This is a genomic window from Mycobacterium sp. DL592, assembly GCF_011694515.1.
Lineage (GTDB): Bacteria > Actinomycetota > Actinomycetes > Mycobacteriales > Mycobacteriaceae > Mycobacterium.
In genome coordinates this window covers 978,168-1,004,722 of sequence record NZ_CP050192.1, presented here as the reverse complement: position 1 = coordinate 1,004,722, position 26,555 = coordinate 978,168, and the positions used below count along the sequence as shown (strand labels likewise).

Sequence of the window (26,555 nt, the reverse complement as noted above, 5' to 3'; positions counted from 1 at the left end):
CTTACTGCCACTGGAATTAATAGTCTGACCTGGTGGTTTTCACCTCCGTAAAGGAGGCACGAAAGATGACGAGATTCGGATTGACGGCACTGGTCGGTAGCGCCCTGAGCGCTGCCCTGATCGGACTGGCCGCGCCGGCGGTCGCCGCACCGAGCGCCGACCACCAGCACAGCACCACCGTCGACTCGCTGGGCTACACCGTGGGCGGCGACAACGGAACAGTCGACGCGATCCAGCGCGACTGATACCGGCGAGCAGAATGGGGTGATGGCGACTGGACGGGTTGCGCTGGCGCTGGGCAGCGGGGGTGCGCGGGGTTACGCGCACATCGGCGTCATCGACGAACTGCGGGACCGCGGCTACGACGTCGTCGGGGTCGCAGGTTCGTCGATGGGCGCCCTGGTCGGCGGATTGCATGCCGCCGGCTCGCTCGACGAATTCGCCGACTGGGCAAAGACTTTGACCCAGCGGGCGGTTCTGCGCCTGCTCGACCCGTCCATCACCGCCGCCGGCGTGTTGCGGGCGGAGAAGATCCTCGACGCAGTGCGCGACATCCTCGGCGAGGCGACCATCGAGAGCCTGCCGATCCCGTACACGGCGGTGGCGACCGATTTGATCACCGGTAAGTCGGTCTGGCTGCAGCGCGGCCCGGTCGACGCCGCGATTCGGGCGTCGATCGCCATCCCCGGCCTCATCGCGCCGCATGTGCTCGACGGCCGGCTGCTGGCCGACGGCGGCATCCTCGATCCGGTGCCGATGGCGCCGATCGCCGCCGTCAACGCCGACCTGACCATCGCGGTCAGCCTCAACGGCGGCCAGTCCGACGCGCCCGCCGACCAGAGCGCCAGTCCGGAGACCCGCACCACCGAGTGGCTCAACAAACTGTTGCGCAGCACGTCGTCGCTGCTGGACACCGCACCGGCGAAGTCGGTGCGCAACCGGTTCGGCAGTAGCGAGGACACCGGGGACGAGGAGCCTGTCGCACCGGAAGCCGACCTGCCCAAGCTGGGCAGCTTCTCCGTGATGAACCGCACCATCGACATCGCGCAGTCCGCGCTGGCCCGGCACCAGCTGGCGGCCTACCCGCCCGACCTGCTGATCGACGTGCCCCGCACCGCGTGCCGAAGCCTGGATTTCCACCGCGCCGCCGAGATCATCGACCTCGGCCGTGAGCTCACCGCGCGGGCGCTGGACCAACAAAGTCACTGACGGCCTCAGCCACCCGCCGGCCTTGCTCGCGACCGGCGCGCGCCGAGGGGACCCGGCAGACCGGGTCCAGGGGGTTGGGCCCGAACGCGGCCAGCGAGGCCTCGTCGGCGTACACGGTGAAACTGCGGGCCCCGAACGCGGCGATCTCGGCGGCGGTGCCGTCGCTGAACGGCGAGGGCGCGAATTCCGCCGCCGGGACCAGCAGCACCGCGGTATCGCAGTCGGCGGCCACCCCGGTGTGCACCGAGCTACTGACCCCGCCGTCCATGTAGCGCCGCCCGCCGATGGTGACCGGCGGCCAGGTCGCAGGCACCGCACAGCTTGCGGCGACCGCGTCCACCAGCGACACCCCCGAGGCGGAGTCGAACACCACCAGCTCGCCGGTGGCGATGTCGATGGCGGTGATGCGTAGGTCGGCGTCGGGCCAGTCGTGGCTGGGCAGGCGCGCTTCGATGACCCGGCGCCGGACGGGTTCGGCGACGGTGGTGGCGCCGGCTGCGACGGCGCCGATGCGTCGCAGCTTCTCGGTCAGCTCACCGGGTCCGGCCATCGCGCCCAGGAACAGCTCGGCGATGGTGTCGATGTCGACACCGGGATCCAATTCGCTTGATGTGGCTGCGATTTGGCGTTCGTAGAGCTCGTCGAGCGGCATGGGGCTGCTGATCTGGGCGGCCACGGTTGACCCAGCCGAGGTGCCGACGAGGACGTCGGAGGCCAGCAGTGCGCGGGCGGTGGCAGGCGATTCGTCGGCGATGCCGCGCAGCACGCCGGTCTCCCAGGCGATGCCGGCCAGGCCGCCGCCGGCCAGGATCAAGGCTCTTTTCGTCACAGCCTGGCAGTGTGCCAGGCCGGGCTCAGCGGCTGCCGGTGTAGGCCCGCGCAACCCGGGTGACGAACTGGTAGACGCCGTCTTCGTCGGGGGCCAGCGGGCCCGGCCGGGAGTGCGGGGAGCTGAGTCCGCGTTGCACCGATTCGCAGGCACCCCAGTCCTGGCGGTTGGTCAGGTCCCAGAAGTCCACCGCGTAGGACGGGTCGAAATCGGGTGCCTCGAGCGCCTCCCGGGGGAACGCCCACGCGCATTCGACGTGGGTGCGGTCGACGCCCAGCGGCGTCATGATGTGGGTCATCACGTAGTCGGGGTGCAGGCTGACAAGCAGGTTGGGGAAGCCCACCAGGTACATGACGGTGCGCAGTTCCTGTTCGGAGAGGCCCTTGATCGCCACCCCGCCGCTCGCACCGGACAGCGACATCGTCTGTGCACCATCGATGATCGACATCCAGCCGCCCATCCAGTCACCGGGCAGGTCGATGTTCTCACCGCTGGTCGGCGGGGAGATCCGGGACAGCTCGGGGTGGATGGTCTGGCAGTGGTAGCACTCCTGGTAGTTCTCGACGATGACCTTCCAGTTGGTGTCCAGCACGTAGGAGTGCCGGTCCACCACGGTCAGGTCCTCGGGCCGGTATGGGCCGATGATGTCTTCCAGGCCCGCGACGTGCTGGCCGAAGTCGACGTCCGCGCCGCTGGGGTCGACGAACAGGTAGCCGTGCCAGTTCACCAGCCGCAGTTCGGTGAGCCCTAATTGGCTTGTCTCGAACTGGAATCCGTCGGCGTCGTCGAAGCCGGGGGCATTGCGCAGTTCGCCGTTGAGTTTGTAGGACCACGAGTGGTAGGGGCATACGATGCCGCGGCGTTTGGCGGTGGCCCCGCACGCCAGCATCTCGTGGCCTCGGTGGCGGCACACGTTGGCGAAGGCCCGCACCTGGCCGTCGTCGCCGCGGACCAGCAGGATGCTGTTCTTGCCCGAGCCGACAGCCTTCTGGGCGCCGACGCCGTCGAGGTCGCTGGCGTGGCCGACGCAGTGCCAGCCGGAGAAGATGTTCTCCTTCTCCCATTCGAAGACCTGGGGGTCGACGTAGGCCTCGCGCGGCAGCATCCGCGACTGCCCGAAGGGGGCGAGTGCGGCGGCCAGATCGTCGGCGGGAACCGGAGCGGGCTGTTGTTTGAACATACAGTCAGACTAGTCGGTCGGGCGGTCCCGGTCCAGAGATGGACGAAGACTCAGGCCTCGCCGGCGAAGGCCGCGATCCCCTTGCCGGTGGTCGCATCCCCGCGAGTCATCCTCCGGTACAGCAGATATCCGACGGTGACCGCGATCAGCGCCGCCGCCAGCAGCATGGTGGCCAGCGCGTTGAGCGCCGGCGTCGGCGCGGCACGCGCGGTGTTGTAGATCTTCACCGACACCGGTTCGGTCGAGGAGTTCCCGGACAGGTAACGCACCAACACGAAGTCGTCGATGACGTCGGCGAACACCAGAACCGTGCTGGCGAAGATGGCAGGCATCAGCATGGGCAGGGTGACGCGCCGCAGCGCCTCCAGCGGCGAGGCGCCCAAATCCATTGCCGCTTCCTCATATTGGTTGCCGATGGTGGCCAGCCGGGCTCGCACCAACACAGCTGGGTAGGCGATCTGGAAGGTCACCAATCCAATCACCTGAGCCGAGGTGCCCAACCCGATGGGCAGGGCCAGTGAGGTGATCACGAACAGCAGGGCGACGGCCAGCAAGACCTCGGGAAGCACGAAGGACACCAGCATCAGCAGGTTGGCGCCCGCGGGCAGCCTGCCGCGCCAACGGTCGATGCCGATGGCGAGCATCACGCCGAGTGGAACGGTGATCACCGTGGTGAGCACGCCCAGTTTCAGGGTCTGCAGCAGCGCGGTGTGCAGCGAGGCGTCATGCCACACCGATCGGGTGGGGTCACCCCAGTACCAGCGGAACGAGAAGCCCTGCCAGTTGGTGCGCGACTTGCCGTCGTTGAACGAGAACATCACCGCGATCAGCACCGGCAGCAGTGACCACAGCAGATAACCGAGGGTGACCGCGATCAGAATCCGCGGCGGCCGCCAGGGATCCTTCCACCATGCGATGGGACCCCTCATGTGGACACCTCGTCGGCCCGCGCGGTGACCCGCACGTAGTAGAACATCGGCAGCACCGTCACGATGAGCACCAGCATGACGAAGGCCCCGGCCTGCCCGGTCTGCCCGGGCGACTGCACGCTGTCATTGATCAGGTTGCCCACCATCGCGGTCTTCGGCGACGCCGACAGCATGTCGGAGGTGAAGTAGTCGCCGAGCATCGGCAGGCAGGTCAGCAGGACCGCGGCCACGATGGTGGGCCTGCACATCGGCAGCGTCACCCGCCAGAACGACGCGACGCGGTTGGCGCCCAGGTCGCGCGCGGCCTCCAGCGTCGCCTGCGGCAGACGGTCCAGGCCCGCATACAGCGGCAGGATCATGTAGGGGATGTATCCGTACACCAAGCCCAACACCACCACTGCCGGTTGACCGGTCAGCCAATGCGTGTGGACGTGAAACACTCCACCCAGGCTCAGCACCTTGTTGACCAGGCCGTCATCCTGAAGCAGGTTGACCCAGGCCAACATTCGCATCATGTAGCTGATCCAGAACGGCGCGATCAGAGCGGCCAGCAGGATGCCCGCCCACCGCCCGGACAGCCGCGCCACGTAGTAGGCCACCGGGAACGCGATCGCCAGGCACAGCACGCTGGCCAGCAGGACGTACACCCCGGTGCGCAGCAGTGCGGGGCCGAACACACCGTTCTCGCCGACGATGTGGGTCAACACGTAATTGAACTGAGAAGGGTTCCAGTCCAACGGGTTCCACACCGGTATGGGCGTGCGGAAGATGGGGTCTACCTGGCCGAAGACGATCGCCAGGACGACGTAGAGCGGCGCCAGGAAGAACAGCAGCAGCCAGGCGATGCCCGGCATGGCCAACGCAGGCCACAACACGCTGTTGCGCGTGCGCTGGACCACCGTGATCAGGATCCTCCGGCTTTGAAGCTACGCCAGACATTGTGCCAGGCAGCATCGTTGGCGGGATCGAGTTCGAGCAACCGATAGCCGACGTCGAAGTACTCCGGGCGAACGATCGCGCTCTTGAGGTTCTCCGGCACCAGGCCGTCGGCCACAAGCGAATCCGGGTTCAGCGAGACCTGCGGGGGCTGGTAGCCGATCTGCTGGAAGTTCTGCTTGGCGACCTCGGTCTCGAGCATGTGGTTGAGGAACAGGTGGGCCAGCACCGGGTTCTTACCGCCGCGCAGCAGCACGATCAGGTCGTTGTCGACCATGCCCTTGCCGTCGGCGGGGAACCAGTACCGCAAGATGTCGGGCTTGACGTCCTGGGGCAGGTAGTTGATCGCGTTGATGATGTCGCCCGACCACATCTGCGACAGTCCGATCTGCCCGGCGGGCAGGTCGCTGTACATCGTCACGGTCACCTTCGGCGACGTCGCCTTCACCAGCGCTGTCAGCTCATCGCCGAGTTTCTTCAGATCGTCGGCCGAGGAGGTGTTGATGTCGGTGATGCCCAGCTTCAACAGCACCATGGCCATGGCGGTGTGCCAGTCGTCGATGACGGCGGTCTTGTTCTTGTAGGCCGGATCCCACAGTGCCTCATAGGGATTCTTCAGCGCGCCGATGTCGGCGGGCACCTGGTCGTTACGCCAGCCGATGCCGGTGGTGTAGACGGTGTAGGGCACCGTGTAACGCCATTCCTGGTCGTACCAGGGGTTGGAGAAGAACGGCCAGACATTCTTGATGTTCGGGATGTAGCTGTGGTTCAGCGAGCGCACGAGGTTGCCCTTGACCAGCCGGCTGATCTGGTCGTAGCTCGGGAAGTAGATGTCGTAGTCGACGTTGCCGCCGCGGATCTTGGTGATCGCCTCGTCGGTGTCGTTAAAGGTCGACACCTGGATCTTCGTCGCGTACTTCTCCTCGAAGGACTTGATCGCATCCGGAGCGATGTAGTCGGCGTAGCTGTAGAGCTGCAGCGTCGCGCCCTTCTCCGGCGAGAGTCCGTCTGCGATGGGTTTGTTGTCGTCGGCGATGTCCCACTTGACCGGACTGCTGGGTGAGGCGATGGTCAGGCTGGGTGCCGAACTGGTTTGTGCGCCTTTGGAACACGCATCGAGGAATGCCACCAGCGCTGGAGTTCCGGCGGCCAGCAGCGCAGCCCGGGTCAGGAACTGGCGGCGGTTCGGACCGGGTCGATTGGGGACAGGCATCCGCACCTCCGTGAGTTTTTCGGGCTTGTAGCTCATTGGACTCTGACATAGACTGAACGCTCAGTCAATAGCTGGCGCGGTGCTTTTACGCAGGTCCGCACAGCATTCGAGCGGAGGTTTTCCCGTGGCTTCGTCGATTATCGAGAGCCCGGTTGCAGACGCGGTCGACCAACTGATCGCCGACGAGGAGAGGGTGTTCCTGGCGCGCCAGCCGCGCAGCACCGAAATGATCGCTCTCGCACGCGAACACCTCGCCGGCGGCGCCACGTCCAACTGGCAGATCGCCCAGCCGCAGGCAGTCTGGATGAGCCACGGCGCGGGGTCCAAGGTCTACGACGTCGACGGCACCGAGTACGTCGACATGCACGGCGGCTACGGGGCGTCCATCGCCGGCCACGCGCATCCGGCCATCGTCGAGGCGGTCAGCAGGCAGGTCCGTCGCGGCACCCACTTCGCCCAGCCCACCGAAGACGCCATCTGGATCGCCGGCGAGCTGGCCCGCCGCTTCGACCTGCCGCTGTGGCGCTTCGCGAACTCCGGCACCGAGGCCACCATGGACGCCGTCCACCTGGCCCGGTCGGTCACCGGCCGCGACCTGATCATCAAGGTCGAGGGCTGCTATCACGGCCACCACGACTCGGTGGAGGTCTCGGTGCTGCCCGAGGCCGACGAGGTCGGGCCGCGCGACCACCCGATCGGGGTCCCGGGTAACAGCGGTATCCCGGCCGCCATTCGCGACCTGGTGGTCGTCGTGCCGTTCAACGACCCCGCGGCAGTGGCCCGCGCGCTCGCCGAACATCCCGGCCAGGTCGCCGCGATGATCGTGGAGCCGGTGATGATGAACGCCGGCATCATTCCGCCCGCCGACGGGTATCTGGCCGCGATCCGCGATCTGCTGCACAGCCACGGCGCACTGCTGATCTACGACGAGGTCAAGACCGGCTTCACCACCGGCCCGGGCGGCGTCACCGCCATCTCCGGTGTGGTACCCGATTTGGTCTGTCTGGCAAAGGCTTTGGGCGGCGGCATCTCGGTGGCCGCGATCGGCGGCACCGCGCAGGTGATGTCGGCGATCGCCGACGGACGCTACGAGCAGGTCGGCACGTTCAACGGCAACCCGCTGGCGATGGCCGCCACCAGAGCCACCCTGTCCGAGGTGCTGACCGCTGACGCCTACCGGCGGATGGATCGCCTGGCGGCGCGGTTGCGCGACGCTTTGGACGCGACGATCACCGAATACGGTTACGGTTGGCACGTGGTCAGCGTCGGGGCCAAGGGCTGTGTGACGTTCAAGAGTGAACCGGTGCGCGAGTTCCGGGACTTCCTCACGATCGACGACCGCCTGGGCCATCTGCACTGGCTCATGCAACACAACGGCGGTGTGTTCCTGCCGCCCTGGGGCAAGGTGGAGCAATGGTTGCTGTCCGTCCAGCACGACGAGGCCGATGTCGACCGCTTCGCCGCGAACTTCGCCCGGCTGGCCAGGGCGGTGGCGGGCTGAGCGGCTGCTGTCGGGACGGCCGCCGGTGACCGGCGGCGCGATCCGGCTGCACCAGCTGGCCAAGGCATTCGACGGCGTTCCCGCCGTCACCGGCATCGACCTGGACATCCCGGCCGGCCAGTTCTATTCCCTGCTCGGCGCATCCGGCTGCGGCAAGACCACCACGCTGCGGATGATCGCCGGCTTCGAGAAGCCCGACTCCGGCCGCATCGAACTCGACGGCCGTGACGTGGTCGCCGATCCCCCGCACAAGCGGCCGGTCAACACCGTGTTCCAGACCTACGCACTGTTCCCGTTCATGACGGTGGCCGAGAACGTCGCGTTCGGGCTGCGCTACCAGAAGGTGTCCAAGGACGAGACGCGCCGCCGGGTCGGCGAGGCACTCGAGATGGTCCGGATGAACGAGTTCGCCAAACGCAGGCCCACTCAGCTCTCCGGCGGCCAGCAGCAGCGTGTCGCGCTGGCCCGGGCGCTTGTGCTGGCCCCGCGGGTGCTGCTACTCGACGAGCCGCTGGGCGCGCTGGATGCCAAGCTGCGCAGGCAACTTCAGCTCGAGCTGCGCTCGGTGCAGCGCGAGGTCGAGATCACCTTCGTCTACGTCACCCATGACCAGGACGAGGCGCTGACGATGAGCGACCAGATCGCTGTGCTCGCCGAGGGCCGGGTCGAGCAGGTCGGTCCGCCACAGCAGATCTACTCCGCCCCGGCGACCACGTATGTGGCCGGATTCCTCGGTGCGGCAAACATTTTCGATGCCGACGTGGTGGAATGCGGCAACGGTTCAGCTGTCTGTTCGGCGCTTGGTACCCGTCTCGGCGCGGCCGTCGACAGCGCCTGCACGCCGGGCCCGGCCGCGATCGTCATCCGGCCCGAGCGGATCACCCTGGCCGATCCGGGCGATCTGGTGCCTGCCGGGCACAACGCCGTCAACGGCACGGTGGCCCAGGTCGTGTACCACGGCGCGACCACCCAGGTACACGTCAACGTCGGAGCACCAACAGCGTTGATCGTCGACGTGCCAAACCAGTTCGGGCCGCAGTCGGTCGGCTATGCGCCGGGCATGGCGGTCAGCTGCGTGTGCACGTCGGATGCCGTGCGGGTGCTCACCCGCAGCACGGCCACCCTGGTGGTCGACCCGGCCGCGGAGTTGGTGGCCAGTCCGGTGGATTCGCTGAGCGTGTGACTCAGCGGCGGCGCTTACCCGCTGCCACCGGACGCTTGGTCTCGGCGGGCAGGTTCAGTTCACGCTCGGCGAAGCGCATCGCGATGTCGTAGGCCACGTTCGAGTCGACTTCCGGGTCTTCGAGGGCCACCTGGATCGACAGCCCGTCGAGCAGAGCCGAGAATTCCAGGGCGAACATCCGCGGGTCGACATCCGACCCCAGTTCGGCGGACTCGACGGCCTCGACGATCATGCGGCGCCAGCGCGCGTCGAGCTCGACGCGGCCGGCCTTGACTTCGTCGTGCCGGAACGCCTGGGCCCACAGGTCGAACCACAGTCCCCAGGCGCCGGGGATCTCCTTGTGCGCGCCCGGAGCCGCCGGGCCGGCGACATCAGGCCCAGGGACGCAAGTCCACTGGGTCAGCAGCGAAAGCCGTTCGCGCAGTGAGGGGATCTCGGCCAGCATCCGTTCAGCGGCTTCGTAGAACGACTCCTCCGAATAGCGCAGCGCGTCGACGAGCAGCCGGTCGCGGGTGCCGAAGTAGTAGATGACCAGAGCCGAGCTCACGCCGGCACGCTTGGCCACGTCGGAGATCCGGGTTTCGGCGAACCCGCGTTCACAGATGAGCTCCGCTGCGGCACGCAGCATCTGGATGCGGCGGCCCTCGTTGTTCTCAGTGGCGGGCGCAGGTTCGGCCATTCGTAAACTCCCATCGGCAGTACCGGCATTGGCACTTGTCCAAAGCCTAACACTTGGTTAGATTGAACAGTCAGTCAAAGATGCCCATCGGGCGAACGAAAGTGGGGCGCCATGTCGAACTCCTACGACGCCATCGTCATCGGCGGCGGACACAACGGGCTGGTTTCGGCCGCCTACCTCGCACGGTCAGGCGCCAAGACCGTCGTCCTGGAGGCCCGCAGCTCCCTCGGCGGCGCGGCGACCACGGAGGCACCGTGGGAGGACGCGCCGCACCTGCGGGTGACCCGGCTGTCCTACGTCATGAGCCTGATGCCGCCCACGATCGTCAATGACCTGTCCCTGGAGCGGCACGGCTACAAGGTGCATCCGATGGGCCCCTACTACCAGGCGTTTCCCGAGGGCGGCTCGCTGACCATCTACGAGGACGACCCGGCGCGCACCTACGAGCAGATAGCCAAGTGGTCCAAAAAGGACGCCGACGCGTGGCCGAAGTGGAACGCCTGGCTCGAGGGCATCGCCGACGTGATGGGCCCACTGCTCACCCAGGTGCCACCGAGCATCGGATCCCGCCGCCCGTCGGATCTGCTGGAGCTGGCCAAGCTGGCCTGGAGTCAGCGCGGCCTGACCGTCCGCAAGACCGGCGACATCACCCGGCTGCTCACCATGAGCATCTCCGATCTGCTCGACGACTGGTTCGAATCACCCCAAATCAAAGGCGCGCTGGCCGTCAACGGCGTGATCGGAACCTGGGCCGGTCCCTGCGAGCCGGGCACCGCATACGTCATGGCGCACCACTCGATCGGTGACGTCGGCGACGGGCAGCTGGGCAGCTGGGGCTATCCCGAGGGCGGCATGGGCGCGGTGTCGGAGGCCATCGCCCGCTCCGCGCGCAGCTTCGGCGCGGAGATCCGCACCAATGCCCGGATCTCGAAGATGCTGGTGCGCAACGGCCGCATCGAGGGTGTGGCGCTGGAGAACGGCGAGGAACTGCGGGCCCCGCTGGTGGTGACGACGCTGCACCCGCGCACCGCGTTCCTGGACCAGACCCCGCGCAGCGAGCTGCCCTCGGACTTCGTCTCCGACATCGAGCACTGGAAGACCCGCAGCGGCGTGGTGAAGATCAACCTCGCGCTGGCCGAGCTGCCGAACTTCACCGCCGACCCGAGCAGTGGTCTCGCCGAGCATCACACCGGCTCGGTAGAGATGGCCCCGACCATCGACTACATCGAGGCCGCCTTCCAGGACGCCCGCGCGGGCCGCCCGGCGCTGGCACCGTTCAGCGACGGCGTCATCCCGACCACGCTGGACAAGACCCTGAATCCCGATGGCACACATATCATGTCGCTGTTCACCCAGTGGGTACCCGCCGAGTGGGCCAACGAGCCGCACACCGAGGAACTCGAGGCCTACACCGACCGGCTCATCGACCTCTACGACCAGGTGGCCCCCGGCTTCAAGGGCTCGATCATGTACCGCGACATCGTCGGCCCGCACGAGATGGAGGTCGAGTACGGGTTGATCGGCGGCAACATCTTCCACGGCGAGCTGTCGCTGGAGCAGCTGTTCCACATGCGTCCCTCCCCCGGCTTCGCCGACTACCGCACCCCGATCGCCGGGCTTTACAACGGCAGTTCGGCCACCCACGCCGGCGGTGGTGTCTGCGGCATTCCGGGCTGGCAGGCGGTCCGTGCGGCGCTGGCCGACAAGAAGAAGGCCGAGCGGCGGTTCCCGAGGGTGGGTAGGGCCTCCTGAGCGAGACCATGCCTGCACGGGCCATGCTGGAGGCCCGGTCGGTGGCGCTGGTGGGTGCCAGCGCCCGGCCCGGCAGTTTCGGCGAGCGGATGATCATCGAGGCGCGGCGCAGTTCGGCGCGGATGAATCTGGTCAACCCGCGCTACGACCGCATCGACGGAATCCCCTGTGCCCCATCGCTGGATGCGCTCGACGAGCCGGTGGACCTGGTGCTGCTCGGCGTGCCCGACTCCGCGCTGCTCGGCGAACTCAAGGCCGCAGCGGCCGTCGGTGCGCGCTCGGCGGTTATCTTCGGCTCCGCGCACGGTGCGCACCTGCGCCAGGCAGTCACCGACACCGCCGCCGAGGCGGGGATGGCGGTGTGCGGCGGTGGCTGCATGGGCTTCGTCAACAACGCCACCGGGCTGCGGGCGCTGGGTTACCTGGAGCCCGATCCGATTGCGGCGGGCGGGGTTTCGCTGATCACCCACTCCGGGTCGGCGTTCTCGACGATCCTGCGTTCGCGCCGCGGGTTCGGGTTCCGGCTGGCGGTGTCCTCCGGCCAGGAGCTGGTGACCAATACCGCCGACTACGTCGAGTACATCCTGGAGGATCCCGGCACGTCGTTGATCGCGCTGCTGTTGGAGACACCGCGGGCGGTGGGCCGGCTGCGGGCCGGTCTGCGGCAGGCAGCCGAGCGGGACATCCCGGTGGTGATCCTGCCGGTCGGCCACTCACCGCGGGGGCGCGCCATGGTCGCCGCCCACTCCGGGGCACTGGCCGGCGACGCCGCGGGCTGGCAGGCGTTCTGCGCCGACACCGGCGCTATCAAGGTCAGCGACATCGCCGAATTCAACGACACCATCGAGCTTTTCGAGGCCAAGCGGCGTCCACGGGCGGGTACCCGCGGCATTGCGACCGTGCACGACTCGGGTGCCGAGCGGGCGCTGTGCGTCGACCTCGCCCACGATCTCGGGGTGACGTTCGCCGACCTGACACCGCCCACTCTGTCGGCCATCGGCGAGCTGCTCGACGAGGGGCTGGAGGCCACCAACCCGCTCGACGTCTGGGGCACCGGCGCCGACACCCGCGAACTGTTCGGCGGCTGCCTGCGCGCGATGGTCGACGACGCGAACGTCGCGGTCGCCGCGCTGGCCATCGATCTGGTCACCGAGTTCGACGGCGACACCGCCTACGCCGACGCCGCCATCGACATCGCCGCGGCCTCCGATGCGCCGCTGGCCGTACTGGCCTCGGTCGGCTCTGCGGTCGATCCGGAGACCGCGCAGCGCCTGCGCGCCAACGGCATACCCGTTCTGGAGAACGCCCGCAGCGGGATCGCCGCGCTGGGCCACCTCGCCACGTGGCCGCGCGCCTTGGTCCCGGCCGACGCGGCCGTCGACCCGCACCGCCAGGAGCGCTGGATCGCCCGCCTGGGGCAGCCGGGCTGGGACGCACCGACCGCGTTCGAGCTGCTGGCCGACTACGGCATCCCGGTGTCCCGGTCCCGCGCCGCCGCCGACCTGGCCGGTGCGCTGGCCGCCGCCGACGCCGTCGGCTACCCGGTGGCGCTGAAAACCCTTGGCGCCGCGCACAAGAGCGATGTCGGCGGAGTCATCCTGAACGTTCCGGATGCGGCCGCGCTGCAGGCGTCCTATCTGCGGATGGCCGAAGCGCTCGGGCCTGCGGTCAGTGTCGACGCGATGGCACCGGCCGGGGTGGAGATCTCCGTCGGTGTGGTCCGTGACGCCAACTTCGGTCCGCTGGTGATCGTCGCGGCGGGCGGCACCGTGGTCGAACTGCTGGCCGACCGGGCGGTCGCCTGCCCGCCGGTCACCCGTGAGTCGGCCACCGTTCTGCTGCGCTCACTGCGCACGGCGCCGCTGCTGGCCGGCTGGCGCGGCGCGGCATCGGTCGACCTCGACGCACTCGCGGATGTCGTGGTCGGATTCTCGCAGCTGGCAATCGAATTGGGTGAGCACATCGACGCCGTGGAGGCCAACCCGGTGATCGCCTCACCCGGCGGCGCCGTGGCCGTCGACGCGCTGGTCATCCCCTCGCCGCTCCGTCGAGACTGAACTCACGCACAGTGCCTCTCGCTTGGATTCAGGCGTGAGTTCAGTCTCGGCGCAACCGATCAGAAGATGGCGTAGGCCTTACGCAGCGTCTCGTGGATCACCCAGGTGCCGGTCCAGCCGAGCGGGAACACCGCCAGGTCACCGGCGCCGACCTCGCTGGGCTCACCGCCGTCGGGGGTGACGGTCATCCGGCCGGCCACCACGTAGATGACCTCGTTGGTCTCCAGTGTCCAGTGCGACGGCCCCGGGTCGCACTGCCAGATCCCGCCCGACTTGTCGCCGTCGGCCCAGACCTCCAGGCCGTGGGTGGCCATCGGGTGGCCGGTGGCCTCGTCGAGCGGGCCCCAGTCTTCCAGTTCGGCGTCAGCGGCATTGGCGAGCACGGCGGTCAGCACTGCAGCGGTCATGATGGGAAAACCTTTCGTTGTCAGGCGTGTTCGGGGAACGGCAGGGAGATCGGTTCGGGCGCCACGCGGCTGTTGCCGTCGGCGTCGAAGCGGTCCAGTCCGAAATCGGCGAGGTCGAGCCACGTGCATTCGCCGGACAGGGTCAGGTCGGTGGCCACCTCGGCCACCGCCGGGCCCCACATCATGCCGTGGCCGGCCGGGCTGGCCACCACGGTTCCGTCTACCGGGCCGTCGTCGGTCAACAGCGGCCCGACGATCGGCAGATGGTCATTGGTGTAGTCGATCGTGGCCGCCCAGGTGCGGCGCAGACCGAGCCCGCGCACCGGCGGGAACAGTTCCTCGATGCGGGCCTTGGCCTTCTCGTAGTAGGCCCAGTCGAACTCCAGGGCCACCCCGGCCGGCTCCTCGGGGTTGCTCATCCCCCACAGCACGCCGCCGAATTCTCCTGGCCGCCAATAGATTCCTTCACTGACGTCGAAGACCATCGGCAGTTCGTCGATGTTGGCCTGGCGCAGCGGTTCGGTGACGACCACCTGGTGACGGGTGCCGCCGGCCGGAATGCGCCCGCCCGCGCGTACACCGACCTCGCCGAGGTGCGGGCCGCCGGTCAGGACCACGCGCGGGGTGTCGATCGGCCCGGCCGAGGTGTCCACGCCGACCACCCGGCCGCCGGACACCCGCAGCCCGGTGAAGGTGGTCCGTTCCCGGACGTCGACCTGGTGGGCGGTCAGCGCCGCGGTGTAGGCCAGCACGTTGCGCGGTGCGTTGATGTAGCCGTCGCCGGGGGCATACGAGCCGCCCAGGGTGACCCCGGGCGCCATTCCGGTGTCGCGGGCGTCGATGTCCGACGGCGAGAGCCACTCGACATCAAGGCCCAGCTGGTGCTGCAGGGCGATCCGGTCGTGGGCCTGGGTGACCTCGGATTCGGTGAAGCACGGCATCAAGTAGCCCTGGCGGACGAATCCGCAGTCCAGCGGGAAGCGGTCACCGCTGGCGGCATAGAACTCCTGGCTGCGCAGCCCCAGCTTGATGGCAGTTTCGGTACCGCCCTGCGCCCGCACCATGCCGGAGGCGCGGCTGCTCGCGCCGTCACCGAGGGTCTGCATCTCCAGGAGCACGACGTGGCCGGCCCCGCGTTCGGCGAGCTGGACCGCCGTCCACGCCCCGACGGTGCCGCCACCGATCACCACGACGTCCGCACTCTGACTGCTGGTCATACCTCAAGACCGTGACATAGACTGAACGCTCAGTCAATAGGTGGAACGAGCGGAGAGCAGACCGAATGTACGGGTTGTCAGCCGAAGACCTACGGATCCGGGATACCGCCCGCGACTTCGTCGAAACTCTGATCCCCTACGAGGCCGAAGCCGAGGCCGCGGGTGGTCAGCTCCCCAAGGAGATCACCGCCGCGCACCACGCCCGCGCCATCGAGCTGGGGCTGTATGCCACCAACATGCCCACCTCGGTCGGCGGCCCGGGATTCACTGCCCTGCAACAGGTTTTGGTGCAGGAGCAGGTCGGCCGGGTGACCAACGCGATCGCCTGGGTGGCGCACACCCCGCCGCAGTGGTGGGCCGACGTCGCCACCGATTACCAGAAGGAACGCTGGCTGTATCCGGCGGTGCGCGGCGAGAAGCACGAGGCCTACGCCATCACCGAGGAGTTCGCCGGGTCCGACGTCTCGGCCCTGGAGACCACCGCCCGCCGCGACGGCGACGAGTACGTGATCAACGGCGTCAAGTGGCATGTGACGTCGTTCAACCTGGCCGAGTACTGCTTCGTGCAGGCGGTACTCACCGACGGCCCGCACCAGGGCGACCATGTGCTGCTCGTCGTCGATCTGCCCTGGCCGGGGGTGGAAGTGATTCGCACACCGCACTATTCGCACAACATTCCCGACGAGCACCCGATCGTGTCGTTCACCGACGTCCGGGTTCCGGTCAGCCACGTGGTCGGCGCCGAGGGCGAGGGCATGCTGTTCACCCAGGACTGGTTCCGGTTCGAGCGCATCATGGTCGCCTCCCGCTGCGTCGGCGCGGCCCAGCGACTGGTCGACGAGGTCACGGCATTCGCCAAAGACCGCATCGTCGACGGCAAACCGCTCGGTGAGCATCAGCTGGTCGCGGGCATGCTCGCCGACAGCGCCACCGAACTGTTCGCCGCCCGCAGCCTGCTCTACGAGGTGGCCCGCGGGATCGACGCCGGCCTGGATCGCAAAGCCCTGCACGGGCAGGCGTCGATGGCCAAGCTGTACTGCTCGGAGATGGCCGGGCGGGTCGCCGACCGGGCCGTGCAGATCTTCGGCGGGCGCGGCTACATGCGCGAGAACGTCGCCGAGCGGATGTTCCGCGAGTTGCGGGTCGAGCGAATCTGGGAGGGCGCCAGCGAGATTCAGCGCATCATCATCGGCCGCCAGCTGATGCTGCGCGGCCCGCAGGCGATACTCGAACCGCACTGAAGGGCCTCGGGATCACGCCTGCTGCAGGAGATGGCGCGGCGGATCGGGGAACACCACCTGCCCGCTGATGTTCAGGTCGGCGTCGACGTGCACCAGCTCACCCGGGTCGAGCAGCCGCCAGCCCGGGTTGTCGTCCATCTGTTCAGTGGCGAAGACCACCGACGGGCGGGCGCTCAGATGGTCGGATCGGGCCCGAATCCGGTTGGTGCGCAGTTCGAAGGCACCGGCAGGCCCGCGCCGGTCGAGCATGTACAGCTCGTGGGAGTCCGGATAGCGCAGCGCCCACATGTCGATCGCAGTGCACAGCAGGATGTTGACCGCATACAGCGGCAGGTTGTCGGCCACCCACCCGATCGCGTCGGTCACGCCCGCGGCCACGTCTCCCGCACGTGCGCGGATGCCCGCGGTGATGAGCGCGAACACCCGCTCGGAGTCGGTCTGACCCTTGACCAGGTCCGCCGCGCCAAGCACCGAGAGCCGCTCGTCGAGTAGGTCGAGACCGCCCACCACACCGTTGTGTGCGAACAGCCGGCCGTCCTGCAGGAAGGGGTGGGTGTTGAGCACGTCGAGGGCGCCGGTGGTCGCGTATCGCACGTGCGCAAGGAAGGTGGTACCCGTCATTTCGTGTGCCTCACAGGCAAATTCACGATCGTGCCAGGCCGCCATCGGCTGCTTCTTGAGCTCGGGGCGGCCGTCGGGGTCGAACACCCCCAGCCCTGTGCCGTCCGGGTTGCGCCGGCTCTGGGTGGCCAGGTTGTCGGGCGCGTCGAGCAGCCAGAACGTCGCGGTGGCCGCGGTGCGACCGACGTGCAGGCCGAACAATCGACACATCGCGGTCAGCTCAGCAGCTGATCCGACAGCGTCTCCAGGGCCTGCTTGGCATAGCCGCGCCAGATCAGCGCGAACACCGGCAGCGCCCGCGCGCTCAGCGCCGACTTCGGGTGCAGTGTCCAGCGCCAGGTGACCTTGGTGCCGGTGCCGTGCGGGGTGAAGATCCACTCCCCCTCGACGTGGTCGATCAGCGGCGCCATCGCGCCGCGCACGTCGGCCAGGGTGTAGCCGAACGAGTTCGGCGGGTCGACGTTCGTCAGCGTCTCGCGCATGCCGCCGCCGCCCACCAGGGTGACGTCGCGGGTCTGTCCGGCGGTGGCCCACTCACCGACCTGACCGTGCACGGCCTTGATCGGCGGGATCGGCCCGTACCAGTGCGCGAACAGCGTGGGCAGCGGGATCGGCAGCGTCTTCGCAAACGCGTCCTGCGGCGTGACGGGGATGGCCCGAGACTGTTCGACGACGACGGGATGAGCCATGTGTCGATGCTAGTGAAGTTTCAGCGGCTCAGATAGGGAGCAGCGCGCCCGGTGATCGGCGGCAGGTCGAAGAACCCGGCGATACCGGGCTCGGCTGCGCAAGTCGCCGGGATGGAGTTGACGCAGTGCGCGGCGGTGGCCACCACGCCCGGGTTGCTCTTCAGGCCTTCCTCGACGCTCTCGGGCTGCCAGCCCTTGATGGTGACGAAGGTGTTGGGATTGCCTCGTACCTCGATCTCGTAGCGTTCTCCGGCGGGGCCGAAAGTCCATGCGGGGTCGAGGTTTTCCTCACCCATGTACCAGTTGACGGTGATCCGCACGACCAGTTTCTGGGTTACCACGGCATCCCAGTGGAACCGCCGGCCGGCCACCTGGCCCGGTTCGATGACGCCCAGCGGGCTGTCGATCGGGGCGGTCGCGACGGCGATCTCCTGATGGGTGCGGATCATCGGCTCGGCGGCGAAACCGAGCCGGTCGACGATCAGGCGCACCGATTGGAAAAAGCCGCCGTTGAGCAGTTTCTGCATGGGGCCGCTCAGCGCGCTCTCGGGGGTGCCGCCGAATCCCATCACATGGCGCAGCACATCGGGGGCGCCGTAGGTGCGCAGATCGGAGAACTCCTCGGCGCGCACGAACGTCACCCCGGTGGACATCACCGACAGCAGCAGCGGGAACAGTTCGGTGGCCGCGCCCGGTCCGATCCCGGCGCCGTGCAGGGTGACGTTGCCGTCGCGGGCCGCGGCCTCCAGCGGCCCGGCCTCCGACTCGCTGGGATAGAACCAGCCCAGCGGGCTGACGACGTTCTTGCCGGAGCGCAGCAGGGCGGTGACCTCGTCGACGTTGGGCAGCAGCGGGGCGTAGATCACCGCGTCGGCGTCCAGCGCGAGGATGTCGTCGATGCTGCCGGTGGCGGTGACGCCGAGGGGTGCGGTGCCGATGATATCGCCGACGTCCTTGCCGGCTTTGTCTTCGGAGTGCACCCAGCAGCCGACGAGTTCGAGGTCGGGGTGCTCGAGCACGCCCTTGATGGCGGCCACCCCGACCGACCCGGTTGCCCACTGGATGACTCGCAACGCCATTGGTGTCCCTCCGCGGCAAACTAGAACGTGTTACAACTACATGTACACGACCTGCTCGCGAGCAGGCGCAAACTCGCACAATTCCGGCCTCCGGTATGCGATTTTGCGCCTGCTCGGCGTGGGGTGGGTCCAGGAGAAGGTAAGGAATCACGCATGCCGGACAAGGTGTATGTCGTCGGGGTCGGAATGACCAAGTTCGAGAAGCCGGGCAGCCGGCAGGGCTGGGACTACCCGGACATGGCCCGCGAGTCGGGCACCAAGGCGCTGGCCGACGCCGGGATCGATTACAGCCTGATCGAGCAGGGCTTCGTCGGCTACTGCTCCGGTGACTCCACCTCCGGTCAGCGCGCGCTCTACGAGCTCGGCATGACGGGCATCCCGATCGTCAACGTCAACAACAACTGTTCGACGGGTTCGACCGCCCTGTTCCTGGGTGCCCAGTCCATCCGCGGCGGGTTGTCGGACTGCGTGCTGGCGCTGGGCTTCGAGAAGATGAAGCCGGGCTCCCTCGGCGGCGGCTCGGATGACCGCGAGACCCCGCTGGGCCGCCACGTCAAGGCGCTCGCCGAGATCGACGAGTTCGCCTTTCCCGTCGCACCGTGGATGTTCGGCGCGGCCGGCCGCGAGTACATGCGCGAATACGGCGCCACCGCAGAGCATTTCGCCAAGATCGGCTACAAGAACCACAAGCACTCGGTGAACAACCCCTACGCCCAGTTCCAGGACGAGTACAGCCTCGAGGACATCCTGGCGGCCAAGATGATCTCCGATCCGCTGACCAAGCTGCAGTGCTCGCCGACCTCGGACGGCTCGGGTGCGGTGGTGCTGGCCTCGGAGCGCTTCGTCGACGAGCACGGGCTGGCCGGCCAGGCCGTGGAGATCGTCGGCCAGGCGATGACCACCGACTTCGCCTCCACCTTCGACGGCTCGGCAAAGAACATCATCGGCTACGACATGAACGTTCAAGCCGCCCACAAGGTTTACGACCAGAGCGGGCTCGGCCCGGAGGACTTCCAGGTCATCGAGTTGCACGACTGCTTCTCGGCCAACGAGCTGCTGCTGTATGAAGCCCTGGGCCTGTGCGGCGAGGGCGAGGCGCCCAAGCTGATCGACGCCGGCGACACCACCTACGGCGGTCGCTGGGTGGTCAACCCGTCGGGCGGGCTGATCTCCAAAGGTCATCCGCTGGGCGCGACGGGCCTGGCCCAGTGCAGCGAGCTGACCTGGCAACTGCGCGGCACCGCCGACAAGCGGCAGGTCGACAACGTCACCGCCGCGCTGCAGCACAACATCGGCCTCGGCGGAGCGGCCGTCGTCACCGCCTACCAGCGCGCCGAGCGCTAGAGGGTGACGACCTCGTAAGCGTTCTCGGCGTGCCGCGAGCGAATGGTCTTCTTGTCGTACTTGCCCACGCTAGTGCGCGGGATCTCGTCGACGAACGTCCACCGTTCCGGCAGCCACCACCGAACGACCTTGTCCGCCAGGTAGTCCCGCAGCTCCGCAGGACTGACCTTGGCGTCCTCCTGTAGCACGACGGCAGCCAGCGGCCGCTCCTGCCAGCGGTCGTCGGGAACCCCGACCACCGCCGCCTCCCGGACGGCCGGATGCCCGATGAGGTGGTTCTCCAGCTCCACTGAGGAGATCCACTCACCGCCGGACTTGATGACGTCCTTGGCGCGATCGGTCAACGTGATGTAGCCCTGCGTGTCGATGCGCCCGACGTCGCCGGTGCGCAGCCAGCCCGACTCGAACTTCGACTCGTCGGTGTTGCGGTAGTACGACCCGGTGATCCACGGCCCGCGGACTTCCAGTTCACCGACGGATTCGCCGTCGTTCGGCAGTGCGCCACCCTCGTCGTCGACGATGCGGGCTTCCACACCGCACATCGGCCTGCCCTGGGTGCCGCGGATCTCCCACACCTTGTCCTCGGGGGTACCCGGCGCCGGCCAGGCCAGGGTGGCCATCGGCGAGGTCTCGGTCATCCCCCACAGCTGCCGGATCTGCACACCGTACTTCTCCTCGAAGGTCTTCATCAGCGACACCGGAACCGCCGACCCGCCGCAAGCCACCAGCCGCAGCGACGAAATATCATGTCCGGGTTCGCGATCCAGGTAGTTCATCACGTCGTTCCAGATCGTCGGAACGGCTCCGGCGACAGTGGGCCGCTGCGTCTCGATGAGGTTCACCAGCGATTTGGCGTCCATGAACCGGTCCGGCAGCACGATGTCGGCACCGGCCATCAGTGCCGCGTACGGCAAGCCCCAGGCGTTGGCATGGAACATCGGCACGATCGGGAACGCCTTGTCCGAGAAGCTCAGTGCCATCCCGTTGCCACTGCACACCGCCATCGAGTGCAGATAGCTCGACCGGTGGCCGTACACCACCCCTTTGGGATGCCCGGTGGTGCCGCTGGTGTAACACATTGCCGCAGCGGAGTTCTCGTCGATTTCGGGCCAGTCGAACTCCTCGGACTCGGCGGCGGTGACGTCCTCATAGCGAACGACCTTCTTACCTGAGCGTTCGAACGGCTCGAGATCGCCCTCGCCGACCGCGATCACGGTGTGCACCGTCTCCATCTTCGGCAGCACCGGGGCCAGGATGGGTGCCAGCGACAGGTCGGCGATGACGACCTTGTCCTCGGCCTCGTAGGCCACGAATTCGATCTGCTCGGGGAACAACCGGATGTTGAGGGTGTGTAGCACCGCCCCCATCGACGGCACCGCGACGTAGGCCTCCAGGTGTTCCTGGTTGTTCCACATGAAGGTCGCGACCCGGTCGTCACCCTCGACGCCCAGCCGGCGCAGCGCATTGGCCAGCTGCGCGGCCCGGCTGCCGACCTCGCGGTAGGTGGCGTGGCGGTAGCCGCCGCCGGTGGCCGTCGTGACGGTCCGGTCCCCGTGGACGTTGACGGCGTAACGCAGGATGGCCGAGACGGTCAACGAGAACTGCTGCATGGTGCTGTCCATGGCGCCTAGGTTAGTGGCGCCGTTCGGCCGGCAGGCCGGGATCCTGCGAGATGCGATGCTGACGTCATGACTGTCGCCAAGTCGATCCTGTTGTTCGTCGCCGCCGCCCTGCTCGAGATCGGGGGCGCCTGGCTGGTGTGGCAGGGGGTCCGCGAGCACCGCGGCTGGCTGTGGGTGGGCTTCGGTGTGATCGCGTTGGGTGCCTACGGGTTTGTCGCGACGCTGCAGCCGGACGCGAACTTCGGCCGGATCCTGGCCGCCTACGGCGGGGTGTTCGTGGCCGGCTCGCTGCTGTGGGGCATGGCCGCCGACGGCTTCCGCCCGGACCGCTGGGATGTGGCGGGTTCGGCGGTGTGCCTGCTCGGGGTCGGCCTGATCATGTACGCGCCTCGGCGATGACAACGAGCCCGGCCGCACAATCGGCCGGGCCCGCTACCACCACAGGGTCTACTGGTGGGATTTCTGGCGCTGCTCTTCGGCTTTGGCTTCGGCGCGGGCCTTCTCCGCTTCGGCCTCTTTCGCCGCTGCGTCGCGCTGGGCTTCGGCCTTGTCCTGCTGGGCCTTGCCCTCTTCGGTCAGGTCGTCGCGGCCGGTGACCGTGCCGACCGCTTCCTTGGCCTTGCCCTTGACGTCCTCGACGACGCCCTTGATGCCCTCTGCGGGTCCACTGTTGTTGTCTGCCATGGGGCCTCCTCGATGTGAACGATGTGCTGGATGGGGCGCCTGTGTCGCCGTTGACCGTCAACCGCCCCACTCCGTGTCTTCCCGGCAGGCAGTGCCCTAAACGCGCTGCAACATTTCGGTCGGCGCGAGCGATACAGGAAGAGGATCATTGGGGGTCGTCAGAAGGAGGACGCGCGAATGCGCACTACATGGATGCTGGCCGCTGTCGCGGCAGCAGGCGCAATCATCGCCGGACCCGCGGCGACCGCGTGGGCGGACGACACCTCGGCGCAGCAGACCATCAGTCAGCTGCAGCAGCAGGGCTACACCGTCAACATCGACCGGATTGGCACGGGGCCGATGTCACAGTGTGTGGTCACCAGTGTGCGCAATCCGCAGACGGTGACGCAGTGGGTTCCCTACGTCGGGCCCACGATCGGCAGGGGCAACTCCAACGTTTTGGTGCCGGTGGTGACCAGCCAGACGATCTCGGTGTCGCTGGACTGCACCGGCCGCGGCTGACGCCTCCCGGTCAGGAGGCGAGCAGCGCCGCGTCGGTGGTCGAGCCGACCTGAAGCGCGGTGATCGCACCGGCGTAGTCGGCTGCGTACAGCCGGCCATCGGAGCCGGCGGCCAGGCAGGCCAGCGCCCCGCCGACCGCGATGTGGTCGACGATCTCGTGGGTGACGGTGCACATCACGGCGATGTCGTCGCGGTCGACGAAGTAGGCCAGGTCACCGTTGTGGGCGAGCACCAGCGAGGTGGCGATTCCGCGCACCGCGACGGTGTCGACAACACGGCCGGCGGCCACGTCGATCACGTTGATGACACTGCCCAGCTCGACGTCCCACCCGGTGGCGAAAACCTTGCGCCCGTTGGGATGTGCGGCGATCTCACCGATGGAGCCGCCGAGCGCGACGGTGCGCAGCACCGAGCAGCGCTTGGTGTCGACGACGACAAGGCTGCCGCCGGACACGGTGGTCAGGGCGACGAACAGGCGGGTGCCGTCGGCGCTGAGGTGCAGAGCCTCGACGGACGCCCCTGCAACGGCCGAGACCGCGACGGTGCGAAGGGCACCGGTCTCGACGTCGACGACGGCGACGTCGGCACGATCATCACCGATGCGGGCGACGTAGAGGACGTCACCGGCCGGGCTGACGGCCAGGCCGCGTGCGGCCATCTCGAGGTTCTTGGCGGCGAACGGGACGGCCGTCGCGGTGTCGATCGCCACAATCGCATCGTCCTCGGTGGAGGCCGAGGTGACGTAGGCGCGGTCGGCCACCACCACCGAGTACGGCTCGGTGACGCCGTGGACGGTGGCGGTCACCGACATGCTGGCGGTGTCGATGATCGACACCACGTCGGCGCCGTAGTGCGCGACGACCAGGCGCCGGCCGTCGGGGCTGACCGCCATGTCACTTACCGGGCCGTTGGCGGCGGCCACGGTTCCGGCGGCGGTGACCATCGGGGCGGTGACGGGCTCGAGCTGGGCTTCCTCGAACAACACGGGAAGCAGCTCGCCACTGGGTGCACGCCGGATCGTGGGCAGCGTCGACAGCCAGAGGGAATGTGCTGCGGCGACCCGTTCTGCGACTGCTGACGTGTTTGCCATGATCTCGTTCCTCCGACAGCCCCGATGGGGCTGAATTTCGTAGTGAGCGTGCGTGTGACGCCAGGCGGCGTCGGCTTGCGTTGAGTCTACCGAGGTAGTTAACCCAGAATTTCCGTTATTTCGTCCCGAATTCACATCCGTCGCGATGGTCTCAGGTGCCGTTAAGCCAGCGATCGTTATCAATTTGTTGTAGAACATGAATTCATGCCAGAAAACGCATCTGAACTGGGTTGATAGGTACTGCATTTCATTCAACAGTGGGCGCCGGATAACGCGCTAGCTAAGAAATTCTCACCGGTCTTCAGGCGAAAGTTGCCAACATCACAATGCCTCAGTGATGTCTAAATTCTTAAGAGAATCCCTTAATAAGGGCGTTCGATTGAGGGTGTGCTACGCCACAATGGCCGGCGATGCGCCTGCGAACAAGCCGGATGTTCGCTGCTCGCGGCGCTTAGTGAGCGCGTCTCGATACTTCGCCAGTGGCGTAGGTCACAGTGCCTGCTGGTGCAGGTGCGGCTCAGCTCTTCGCCGGGCTGATCACCGCGCACGCCACCCGCTTGCCGGCGTCACCGGTGGCCATCGTCTGCTCGTCGGGCCCGGGCTTGCCGTCGACGGTATAGCGCGGCGGGATGTTGGCGAAGTTGTCCGCACCCTCGTGGATCATCAGGGCGGTGCCCTGCGGCCCGGTCAGATCCGCCTTGGTGAAGGCCGCGGTGGTGGTGATCAGCTTGGCCGAGCCGTCCGGACGGACCTGAAGTGAGGTCAGGTCGCCGCTGGCGGGATGACTGGTGTGGCCACTGACCTGGAAGTGCCCGCCCGCGGAGTTGAAGTTGCCCGGCGCGCCGCCGCTGGGTGCCACCGAGTTCGGCTCACACTTGCCCACCGCGTGGATGTGCAGCCCGTGGAAGCCGGGTGTCAGAATGCCGCCCGCGATGGTCTCGACCGTGATCGTGGCATAGCCGTTCGAGAAGTCGAAGGTGGCGTTGGCCACCGGGGTGCCATCCGGCGTCTTCAGTTGCGTCACAATGCTTTCCGCGCCTGCCGCGGCCGTACCGGAGGTGGTCGACGAAGTCGCCTGGTTGGTGGACCCATTCGACGAGCAGGCCGTGACGAACGCGATGGGCAGGAGGAACGCGGCAGCGCCGACGCGTACAGGTGTCAACATCTGGCGAGCCTACCCGCGGCAGCTGGGACGCAAACTGTGAAAGCGCCGTCAACCGCGTCCCGACGGCGCGACGACGACCGCCGCCACCCCGGCGCCGACATTGAGCACCAGGAGAGTGAGGATCGGTCCGACCACCGCGGCATTCTGGGCGACGGCCCCAAGCGCGGCACCCAGGATCGAGGACTCCACCGCGATCAGCAGGGAGCCGAATCCGATCAGCGTCGCCCGGTTGTGGTCGGCGGCGTACGCACCGACCCAGGCCAGGCCCGCACTGAAGATCGCCTGGTTGGCCATGGTCGCCAGGATGAACACGATGCCGTAGATCCAGATGTGGTTCAGGTCGTCGCGGTACTCCATCACCACGCAGATCGCCGCCGCCGCGGTGCCCAGCAGTGCACTGTTGATGAGCATCCCCCGTACGCCCAGGGTCCGGCTGACGAAGCGCCAGAAGAGCGACCCCACGACCATGCCGACGCTGGAGGAGATGACCAGCACGTGCAGACTCCCCGCGGTATCGCTGTGGTTAACCGAGGCATGGATGCTGTAGAAGGACGTGCCCAGGCTGACCGGGACGAATACCAGCTGAATCAGCGCGTAACGGCGGAACCAGGATTCGGACTTCGCGGCCCGCATGCCGTCGCGGTAGGTGTCGGCGAAGGTCACCCGCTGGTCGGCGGACGCCTGGACCGGGCCGATGAACAGCGCCGCGATCGCGGCGGCCACCAGACCCGAAGCACCCAGCCACAGCACGTCCAGGCGGCTGTGGTCGGGATCGCGTTGGGCCAGGAACGGCAGCAGCATCAATGTGGTGGCGATGGCGCCGATCGCACCGATCGCACCCTGGGTGAGCACCAGGTCGCTGCGCCGGTGATCCTCGAGCTTGCTCGAAACGACCTCGGAGTAGGCCACTTTCGAGATACCCGCCACCACGCCGGTGGCCAGCGACACCGACAGGAAGATGCCGGCGATGAACAACCGGGTCCACGCCGAGACGGCACTGATCGCCACCAGGGTGGCCATCAGTCCGGTGGTGGTGGCGATGACGAGATGCTTGAGGTGCCGTGCGCGCTGCAGAACATAGGGTGACAGCGAGTTCCCGATGACGATGCCGATGCTATAGGCCGGGTAGAGCAGCCCGGCCGCCCAGAAGTAACCCTGCTGGGCACAGATGAACGGCAGCACCACCGAGACGTTGGCCAGCTGGGTGCCGGTGGTGTAGAGCGTGCCCTGGGTCAGCAGCGTCCGATAGGCACGACCGGGAGTGCGGTCCGCGGTCACCTCAGCCATGTGACCCCCACGACTAGGGAAACTTCCGACAGGGAAGATACCTGTTCGGCGGCGCAGCCGGGCGGAGTGCGGGCGCCTTCGTTGCTCAGCGCAGACAAGGCAACACCACGACGGCTGCACCGCCTGCGTCGGGACCGCGG

Annotated in this window: 26 protein-coding genes; 10 read left to right on the top strand and 16 right to left on the bottom strand. The window is 67.7% G+C overall.

What is annotated here, in order from left to right; genetic code table 11:
• Positions 1-65: 65 nt before the first annotated feature.
• Both HBE64_RS04920 and HBE64_RS04915 read left to right on the top strand, forming a co-directional pair.
• Positions 66-245 (top strand): hypothetical protein, encoded by a 180-nt coding sequence (locus HBE64_RS04920; RefSeq protein ID WP_167098452.1) that lies wholly within the window; start codon positions 66-68, stop codon positions 243-245.
• A gap of 22 nt (positions 246-267) precedes the next feature.
• Positions 268-1,209, top strand: coding sequence for a patatin-like phospholipase family protein (locus tag HBE64_RS04915; RefSeq protein ID WP_167098449.1), 942 nt, complete (start codon positions 268-270; stop codon positions 1,207-1,209).
• On the opposite strand, the gene HBE64_RS04910 is transcribed toward HBE64_RS04915, so the two are convergent.
• From HBE64_RS04910 to HBE64_RS04890, 5 genes are read right to left on the bottom strand one after another with little or no spacing between them, the layout of a single operon-like run.
• Positions 1,175-2,038 (bottom strand): patatin-like phospholipase family protein, encoded by an 864-nt coding sequence (locus HBE64_RS04910; protein WP_243841500.1) that lies wholly within the window; start codon positions 2,036-2,038, stop codon positions 1,175-1,177. The genes HBE64_RS04915 and HBE64_RS04910 overlap by 35 nt on opposite strands.
• 25 nt (positions 2,039-2,063) lie before the next feature.
• Entirely contained in the window at positions 2,064-3,218 is a 1,155-nt protein-coding gene (locus tag HBE64_RS04905; protein WP_167098446.1) for an SRPBCC family protein, read from the bottom strand.
• Between the two features lie 50 nt (positions 3,219-3,268).
• Positions 3,269-4,147: an ABC transporter permease gene (locus tag HBE64_RS04900; RefSeq protein WP_167098444.1), complete on the bottom strand. Its 879-nt coding sequence runs from the start codon at positions 4,145-4,147 to the stop codon at positions 3,269-3,271.
• Positions 4,144-5,046, bottom strand: a complete 903-nt coding sequence (locus HBE64_RS04895; protein WP_243841499.1) for an ABC transporter permease — start codon at positions 5,044-5,046, stop codon at positions 4,144-4,146. Before HBE64_RS04895 ends, HBE64_RS04900 begins: the two co-directional genes overlap by 4 nt.
• A 5-nt stretch (positions 5,047-5,051) precedes the next feature.
• Positions 5,052-6,296, bottom strand: a complete 1,245-nt coding sequence (locus HBE64_RS04890) for a spermidine/putrescine ABC transporter substrate-binding protein (RefSeq protein ID WP_167098441.1) — start codon at positions 6,294-6,296, stop codon at positions 5,052-5,054.
• A gap of 124 nt (positions 6,297-6,420) precedes the next feature.
• On the opposite strand from HBE64_RS04890, the gene HBE64_RS04885 reads away from it, so the two are divergent.
• Both HBE64_RS04885 and HBE64_RS04880 read left to right on the top strand, forming a co-directional pair.
• Positions 6,421-7,797 (top strand): aspartate aminotransferase family protein, encoded by a 1,377-nt coding sequence (locus tag HBE64_RS04885; protein ID WP_167098438.1) that lies wholly within the window; start codon positions 6,421-6,423, stop codon positions 7,795-7,797.
• A 25-nt stretch (positions 7,798-7,822) separates the two neighbouring features.
• Positions 7,823-8,980 carry an ABC transporter ATP-binding protein gene (locus tag HBE64_RS04880; protein ID WP_167098435.1) on the top strand — a complete coding sequence of 386 codons (1,158 nt, stop codon included), beginning with the start codon at positions 7,823-7,825 and terminating at the stop codon, positions 8,978-8,980.
• 1 nt (position 8,981) lies between these two features.
• Here HBE64_RS04880 and HBE64_RS04875 read toward each other — a convergent pair whose 3' ends face one another.
• Positions 8,982-9,659, bottom strand: coding sequence for a TetR/AcrR family transcriptional regulator (locus tag HBE64_RS04875; RefSeq protein ID WP_167098432.1), 678 nt, complete (start codon positions 9,657-9,659; stop codon positions 8,982-8,984).
• 111 nt (positions 9,660-9,770) lie between these two features.
• Here HBE64_RS04875 and HBE64_RS04870 point away from each other — a divergent pair, with 111 nt between their 5' ends.
• Positions 9,771-11,411, top strand: coding sequence for an NAD(P)/FAD-dependent oxidoreductase (locus HBE64_RS04870; protein WP_167098429.1), 1,641 nt, complete (start codon positions 9,771-9,773; stop codon positions 11,409-11,411).
• Between the two features lie 8 nt (positions 11,412-11,419).
• Entirely contained in the window at positions 11,420-13,468 is a 2,049-nt protein-coding gene (locus HBE64_RS04865) for an acetate--CoA ligase family protein (protein ID WP_208300567.1), read from the top strand.
• A gap of 59 nt (positions 13,469-13,527) precedes the next feature.
• On the opposite strand, the gene HBE64_RS04860 is transcribed toward HBE64_RS04865, so the two are convergent.
• Together HBE64_RS04860 and HBE64_RS04855 are read right to left on the bottom strand one after the other, a co-directional pair.
• Positions 13,528-13,875 carry a cupin domain-containing protein gene (locus HBE64_RS04860; RefSeq protein ID WP_167098425.1) on the bottom strand — a complete coding sequence of 116 codons (348 nt, stop codon included), beginning with the start codon at positions 13,873-13,875 and terminating at the stop codon, positions 13,528-13,530.
• A 20-nt stretch (positions 13,876-13,895) separates the two neighbouring features.
• Positions 13,896-15,092 (bottom strand): FAD-binding oxidoreductase, encoded by a 1,197-nt coding sequence (locus HBE64_RS04855; protein WP_167098422.1) that lies wholly within the window; start codon positions 15,090-15,092, stop codon positions 13,896-13,898.
• Between the two features lie 65 nt (positions 15,093-15,157).
• On the opposite strand from HBE64_RS04855, the gene HBE64_RS04850 reads away from it, so the two are divergent.
• On the top strand, positions 15,158-16,333 hold the full coding sequence (locus HBE64_RS04850) for an acyl-CoA dehydrogenase family protein (RefSeq protein ID WP_167098419.1): 1,176 nt from the start codon (positions 15,158-15,160) through the stop codon (positions 16,331-16,333).
• A 12-nt stretch (positions 16,334-16,345) separates the two neighbouring features.
• Here HBE64_RS04850 and HBE64_RS04845 read toward each other — a convergent pair whose 3' ends face one another.
• Genes HBE64_RS04845 through HBE64_RS04835 form a run of 3 tightly spaced genes read right to left on the bottom strand, consistent with a single transcriptional unit; the run spans position 16,346 to position 18,722 of the window.
• A complete protein-coding gene (locus HBE64_RS04845; RefSeq protein ID WP_167098416.1) occupies positions 16,346-17,164 on the bottom strand; it encodes a class II glutamine amidotransferase in 819 nt (272 codons plus the stop codon).
• Between the two features lie 5 nt (positions 17,165-17,169).
• Positions 17,170-17,643, bottom strand: a complete 474-nt coding sequence (locus HBE64_RS04840; RefSeq protein WP_167098413.1) for an SRPBCC family protein — start codon at positions 17,641-17,643, stop codon at positions 17,170-17,172.
• Positions 17,644-17,663: 20 nt separating this feature from the next.
• Complete coding sequence (locus HBE64_RS04835; protein ID WP_167098411.1) at positions 17,664-18,722, bottom strand: dihydrodipicolinate reductase; 1,059 nt, start codon at positions 18,720-18,722, stop codon at positions 17,664-17,666.
• A gap of 153 nt (positions 18,723-18,875) precedes the next feature.
• Between HBE64_RS04835 and HBE64_RS04830 the strand changes: the two genes are divergently transcribed.
• Positions 18,876-20,066: a lipid-transfer protein gene (locus tag HBE64_RS04830; protein WP_167098408.1), complete on the top strand. Its 1,191-nt coding sequence runs from the start codon at positions 18,876-18,878 to the stop codon at positions 20,064-20,066.
• On the opposite strand, the gene HBE64_RS04825 is transcribed toward HBE64_RS04830, so the two are convergent.
• Positions 20,063-21,688 carry a long-chain fatty acid--CoA ligase gene (locus HBE64_RS04825; RefSeq protein ID WP_167098405.1) on the bottom strand — a complete coding sequence of 542 codons (1,626 nt, stop codon included), beginning with the start codon at positions 21,686-21,688 and terminating at the stop codon, positions 20,063-20,065. The genes HBE64_RS04830 and HBE64_RS04825 overlap by 4 nt on opposite strands.
• A gap of 66 nt (positions 21,689-21,754) precedes the next feature.
• On the opposite strand from HBE64_RS04825, the gene HBE64_RS04820 reads away from it, so the two are divergent.
• Positions 21,755-22,087, top strand: coding sequence for a YnfA family protein (locus HBE64_RS04820; RefSeq protein WP_167098402.1), 333 nt, complete (start codon positions 21,755-21,757; stop codon positions 22,085-22,087).
• 48 nt (positions 22,088-22,135) lie between these two features.
• Here the strand turns inward: HBE64_RS04820 and HBE64_RS04815 are convergent, their stop codons facing one another.
• Complete coding sequence (locus HBE64_RS04815) at positions 22,136-22,372, bottom strand: CsbD family protein (RefSeq protein ID WP_167098399.1); 237 nt, start codon at positions 22,370-22,372, stop codon at positions 22,136-22,138.
• A 177-nt stretch (positions 22,373-22,549) separates the two neighbouring features.
• Between HBE64_RS04815 and HBE64_RS04810 the strand changes: the two genes are divergently transcribed.
• On the top strand, positions 22,550-22,873 hold the full coding sequence (locus HBE64_RS04810) for a hypothetical protein (protein WP_167098396.1): 324 nt from the start codon (positions 22,550-22,552) through the stop codon (positions 22,871-22,873).
• A gap of 10 nt (positions 22,874-22,883) precedes the next feature.
• Here the strand turns inward: HBE64_RS04810 and HBE64_RS04805 are convergent, their stop codons facing one another.
• From HBE64_RS04805 to HBE64_RS04795, 3 genes are all read right to left on the bottom strand, one after another.
• Positions 22,884-23,963 carry a YncE family protein gene (locus HBE64_RS04805; RefSeq protein WP_167098393.1) on the bottom strand — a complete coding sequence of 360 codons (1,080 nt, stop codon included), beginning with the start codon at positions 23,961-23,963 and terminating at the stop codon, positions 22,884-22,886.
• Between the two features lie 517 nt (positions 23,964-24,480).
• Positions 24,481-25,128 (bottom strand): superoxide dismutase family protein, encoded by a 648-nt coding sequence (locus HBE64_RS04800; RefSeq protein ID WP_167098390.1) that lies wholly within the window; start codon positions 25,126-25,128, stop codon positions 24,481-24,483.
• A 48-nt stretch (positions 25,129-25,176) separates the two neighbouring features.
• Positions 25,177-26,415 (bottom strand): MFS transporter, encoded by a 1,239-nt coding sequence (locus HBE64_RS04795; protein ID WP_167098388.1) that lies wholly within the window; start codon positions 26,413-26,415, stop codon positions 25,177-25,179.
• Positions 26,416-26,555 lie beyond the last annotated feature (140 nt).

What these genes read in the sequence shown, in the direction of transcription:
- HBE64_RS04915 (WP_167098449.1), top strand. Translation starts at nt 268, where the DNA reads ATGGCGACTGGACGGGTTGCGCTGGCGCTGGGCAGCGGGGGTGCGCGG.
- HBE64_RS04905 (WP_167098446.1), bottom strand. Translation starts at nt 3,218, where the DNA reads ATGTTCAAACAACAGCCCGCTCCGGTTCCCGCCGACGATCTGGCCGCC.
- HBE64_RS04850 (WP_167098419.1), top strand. Translation starts at nt 15,158, where the DNA reads ATGTACGGGTTGTCAGCCGAAGACCTACGGATCCGGGATACCGCCCGC.
- HBE64_RS04855 (WP_167098422.1), bottom strand. Translation starts at nt 15,092, where the DNA reads ATGACCAGCAGTCAGAGTGCGGACGTCGTGGTGATCGGTGGCGGCACC.
- HBE64_RS04810 (WP_167098396.1), top strand. Translation starts at nt 22,550, where the DNA reads ATGCGCACTACATGGATGCTGGCCGCTGTCGCGGCAGCAGGCGCAATC.
- HBE64_RS04830 (WP_167098408.1), top strand. Translation starts at nt 18,876, where the DNA reads ATGCCGGACAAGGTGTATGTCGTCGGGGTCGGAATGACCAAGTTCGAG.
- HBE64_RS04800 (WP_167098390.1), bottom strand. Translation starts at nt 25,128, where the DNA reads ATGTTGACACCTGTACGCGTCGGCGCTGCCGCGTTCCTCCTGCCCATC.
- HBE64_RS04920 (WP_167098452.1), top strand. Translation starts at nt 66, where the DNA reads ATGACGAGATTCGGATTGACGGCACTGGTCGGTAGCGCCCTGAGCGCT.
- HBE64_RS04795 (WP_167098388.1), bottom strand. Translation starts at nt 26,415, where the DNA reads ATGGCTGAGGTGACCGCGGACCGCACTCCCGGTCGTGCCTATCGGACG.
- HBE64_RS04840 (WP_167098413.1), bottom strand. Translation starts at nt 17,643, where the DNA reads ATGGCTCATCCCGTCGTCGTCGAACAGTCTCGGGCCATCCCCGTCACG.
- HBE64_RS04900 (WP_167098444.1), bottom strand. Translation starts at nt 4,147, where the DNA reads ATGAGGGGTCCCATCGCATGGTGGAAGGATCCCTGGCGGCCGCCGCGG.
- HBE64_RS04865 (WP_208300567.1), top strand. Translation starts at nt 11,420, where the DNA reads ATGCCTGCACGGGCCATGCTGGAGGCCCGGTCGGTGGCGCTGGTGGGT.
- HBE64_RS04875 (WP_167098432.1), bottom strand. Translation starts at nt 9,659, where the DNA reads ATGGCCGAACCTGCGCCCGCCACTGAGAACAACGAGGGCCGCCGCATC.
- HBE64_RS04860 (WP_167098425.1), bottom strand. Translation starts at nt 13,875, where the DNA reads ATGACCGCTGCAGTGCTGACCGCCGTGCTCGCCAATGCCGCTGACGCC.
- HBE64_RS04890 (WP_167098441.1), bottom strand. Translation starts at nt 6,296, where the DNA reads ATGCCTGTCCCCAATCGACCCGGTCCGAACCGCCGCCAGTTCCTGACC.
- HBE64_RS04805 (WP_167098393.1), bottom strand. Translation starts at nt 23,963, where the DNA reads ATGGCAAACACGTCAGCAGTCGCAGAACGGGTCGCCGCAGCACATTCC.
- HBE64_RS04815 (WP_167098399.1), bottom strand. Translation starts at nt 22,372, where the DNA reads ATGGCAGACAACAACAGTGGACCCGCAGAGGGCATCAAGGGCGTCGTC.
- HBE64_RS04825 (WP_167098405.1), bottom strand. Translation starts at nt 21,688, where the DNA reads ATGGACAGCACCATGCAGCAGTTCTCGTTGACCGTCTCGGCCATCCTG.
- HBE64_RS04870 (WP_167098429.1), top strand. Translation starts at nt 9,771, where the DNA reads ATGTCGAACTCCTACGACGCCATCGTCATCGGCGGCGGACACAACGGG.
- HBE64_RS04845 (WP_167098416.1), bottom strand. Translation starts at nt 17,164, where the DNA reads ATGTGTCGATTGTTCGGCCTGCACGTCGGTCGCACCGCGGCCACCGCG.
- HBE64_RS04835 (WP_167098411.1), bottom strand. Translation starts at nt 18,722, where the DNA reads ATGGCGTTGCGAGTCATCCAGTGGGCAACCGGGTCGGTCGGGGTGGCC.
- HBE64_RS04820 (WP_167098402.1), top strand. Translation starts at nt 21,755, where the DNA reads ATGACTGTCGCCAAGTCGATCCTGTTGTTCGTCGCCGCCGCCCTGCTC.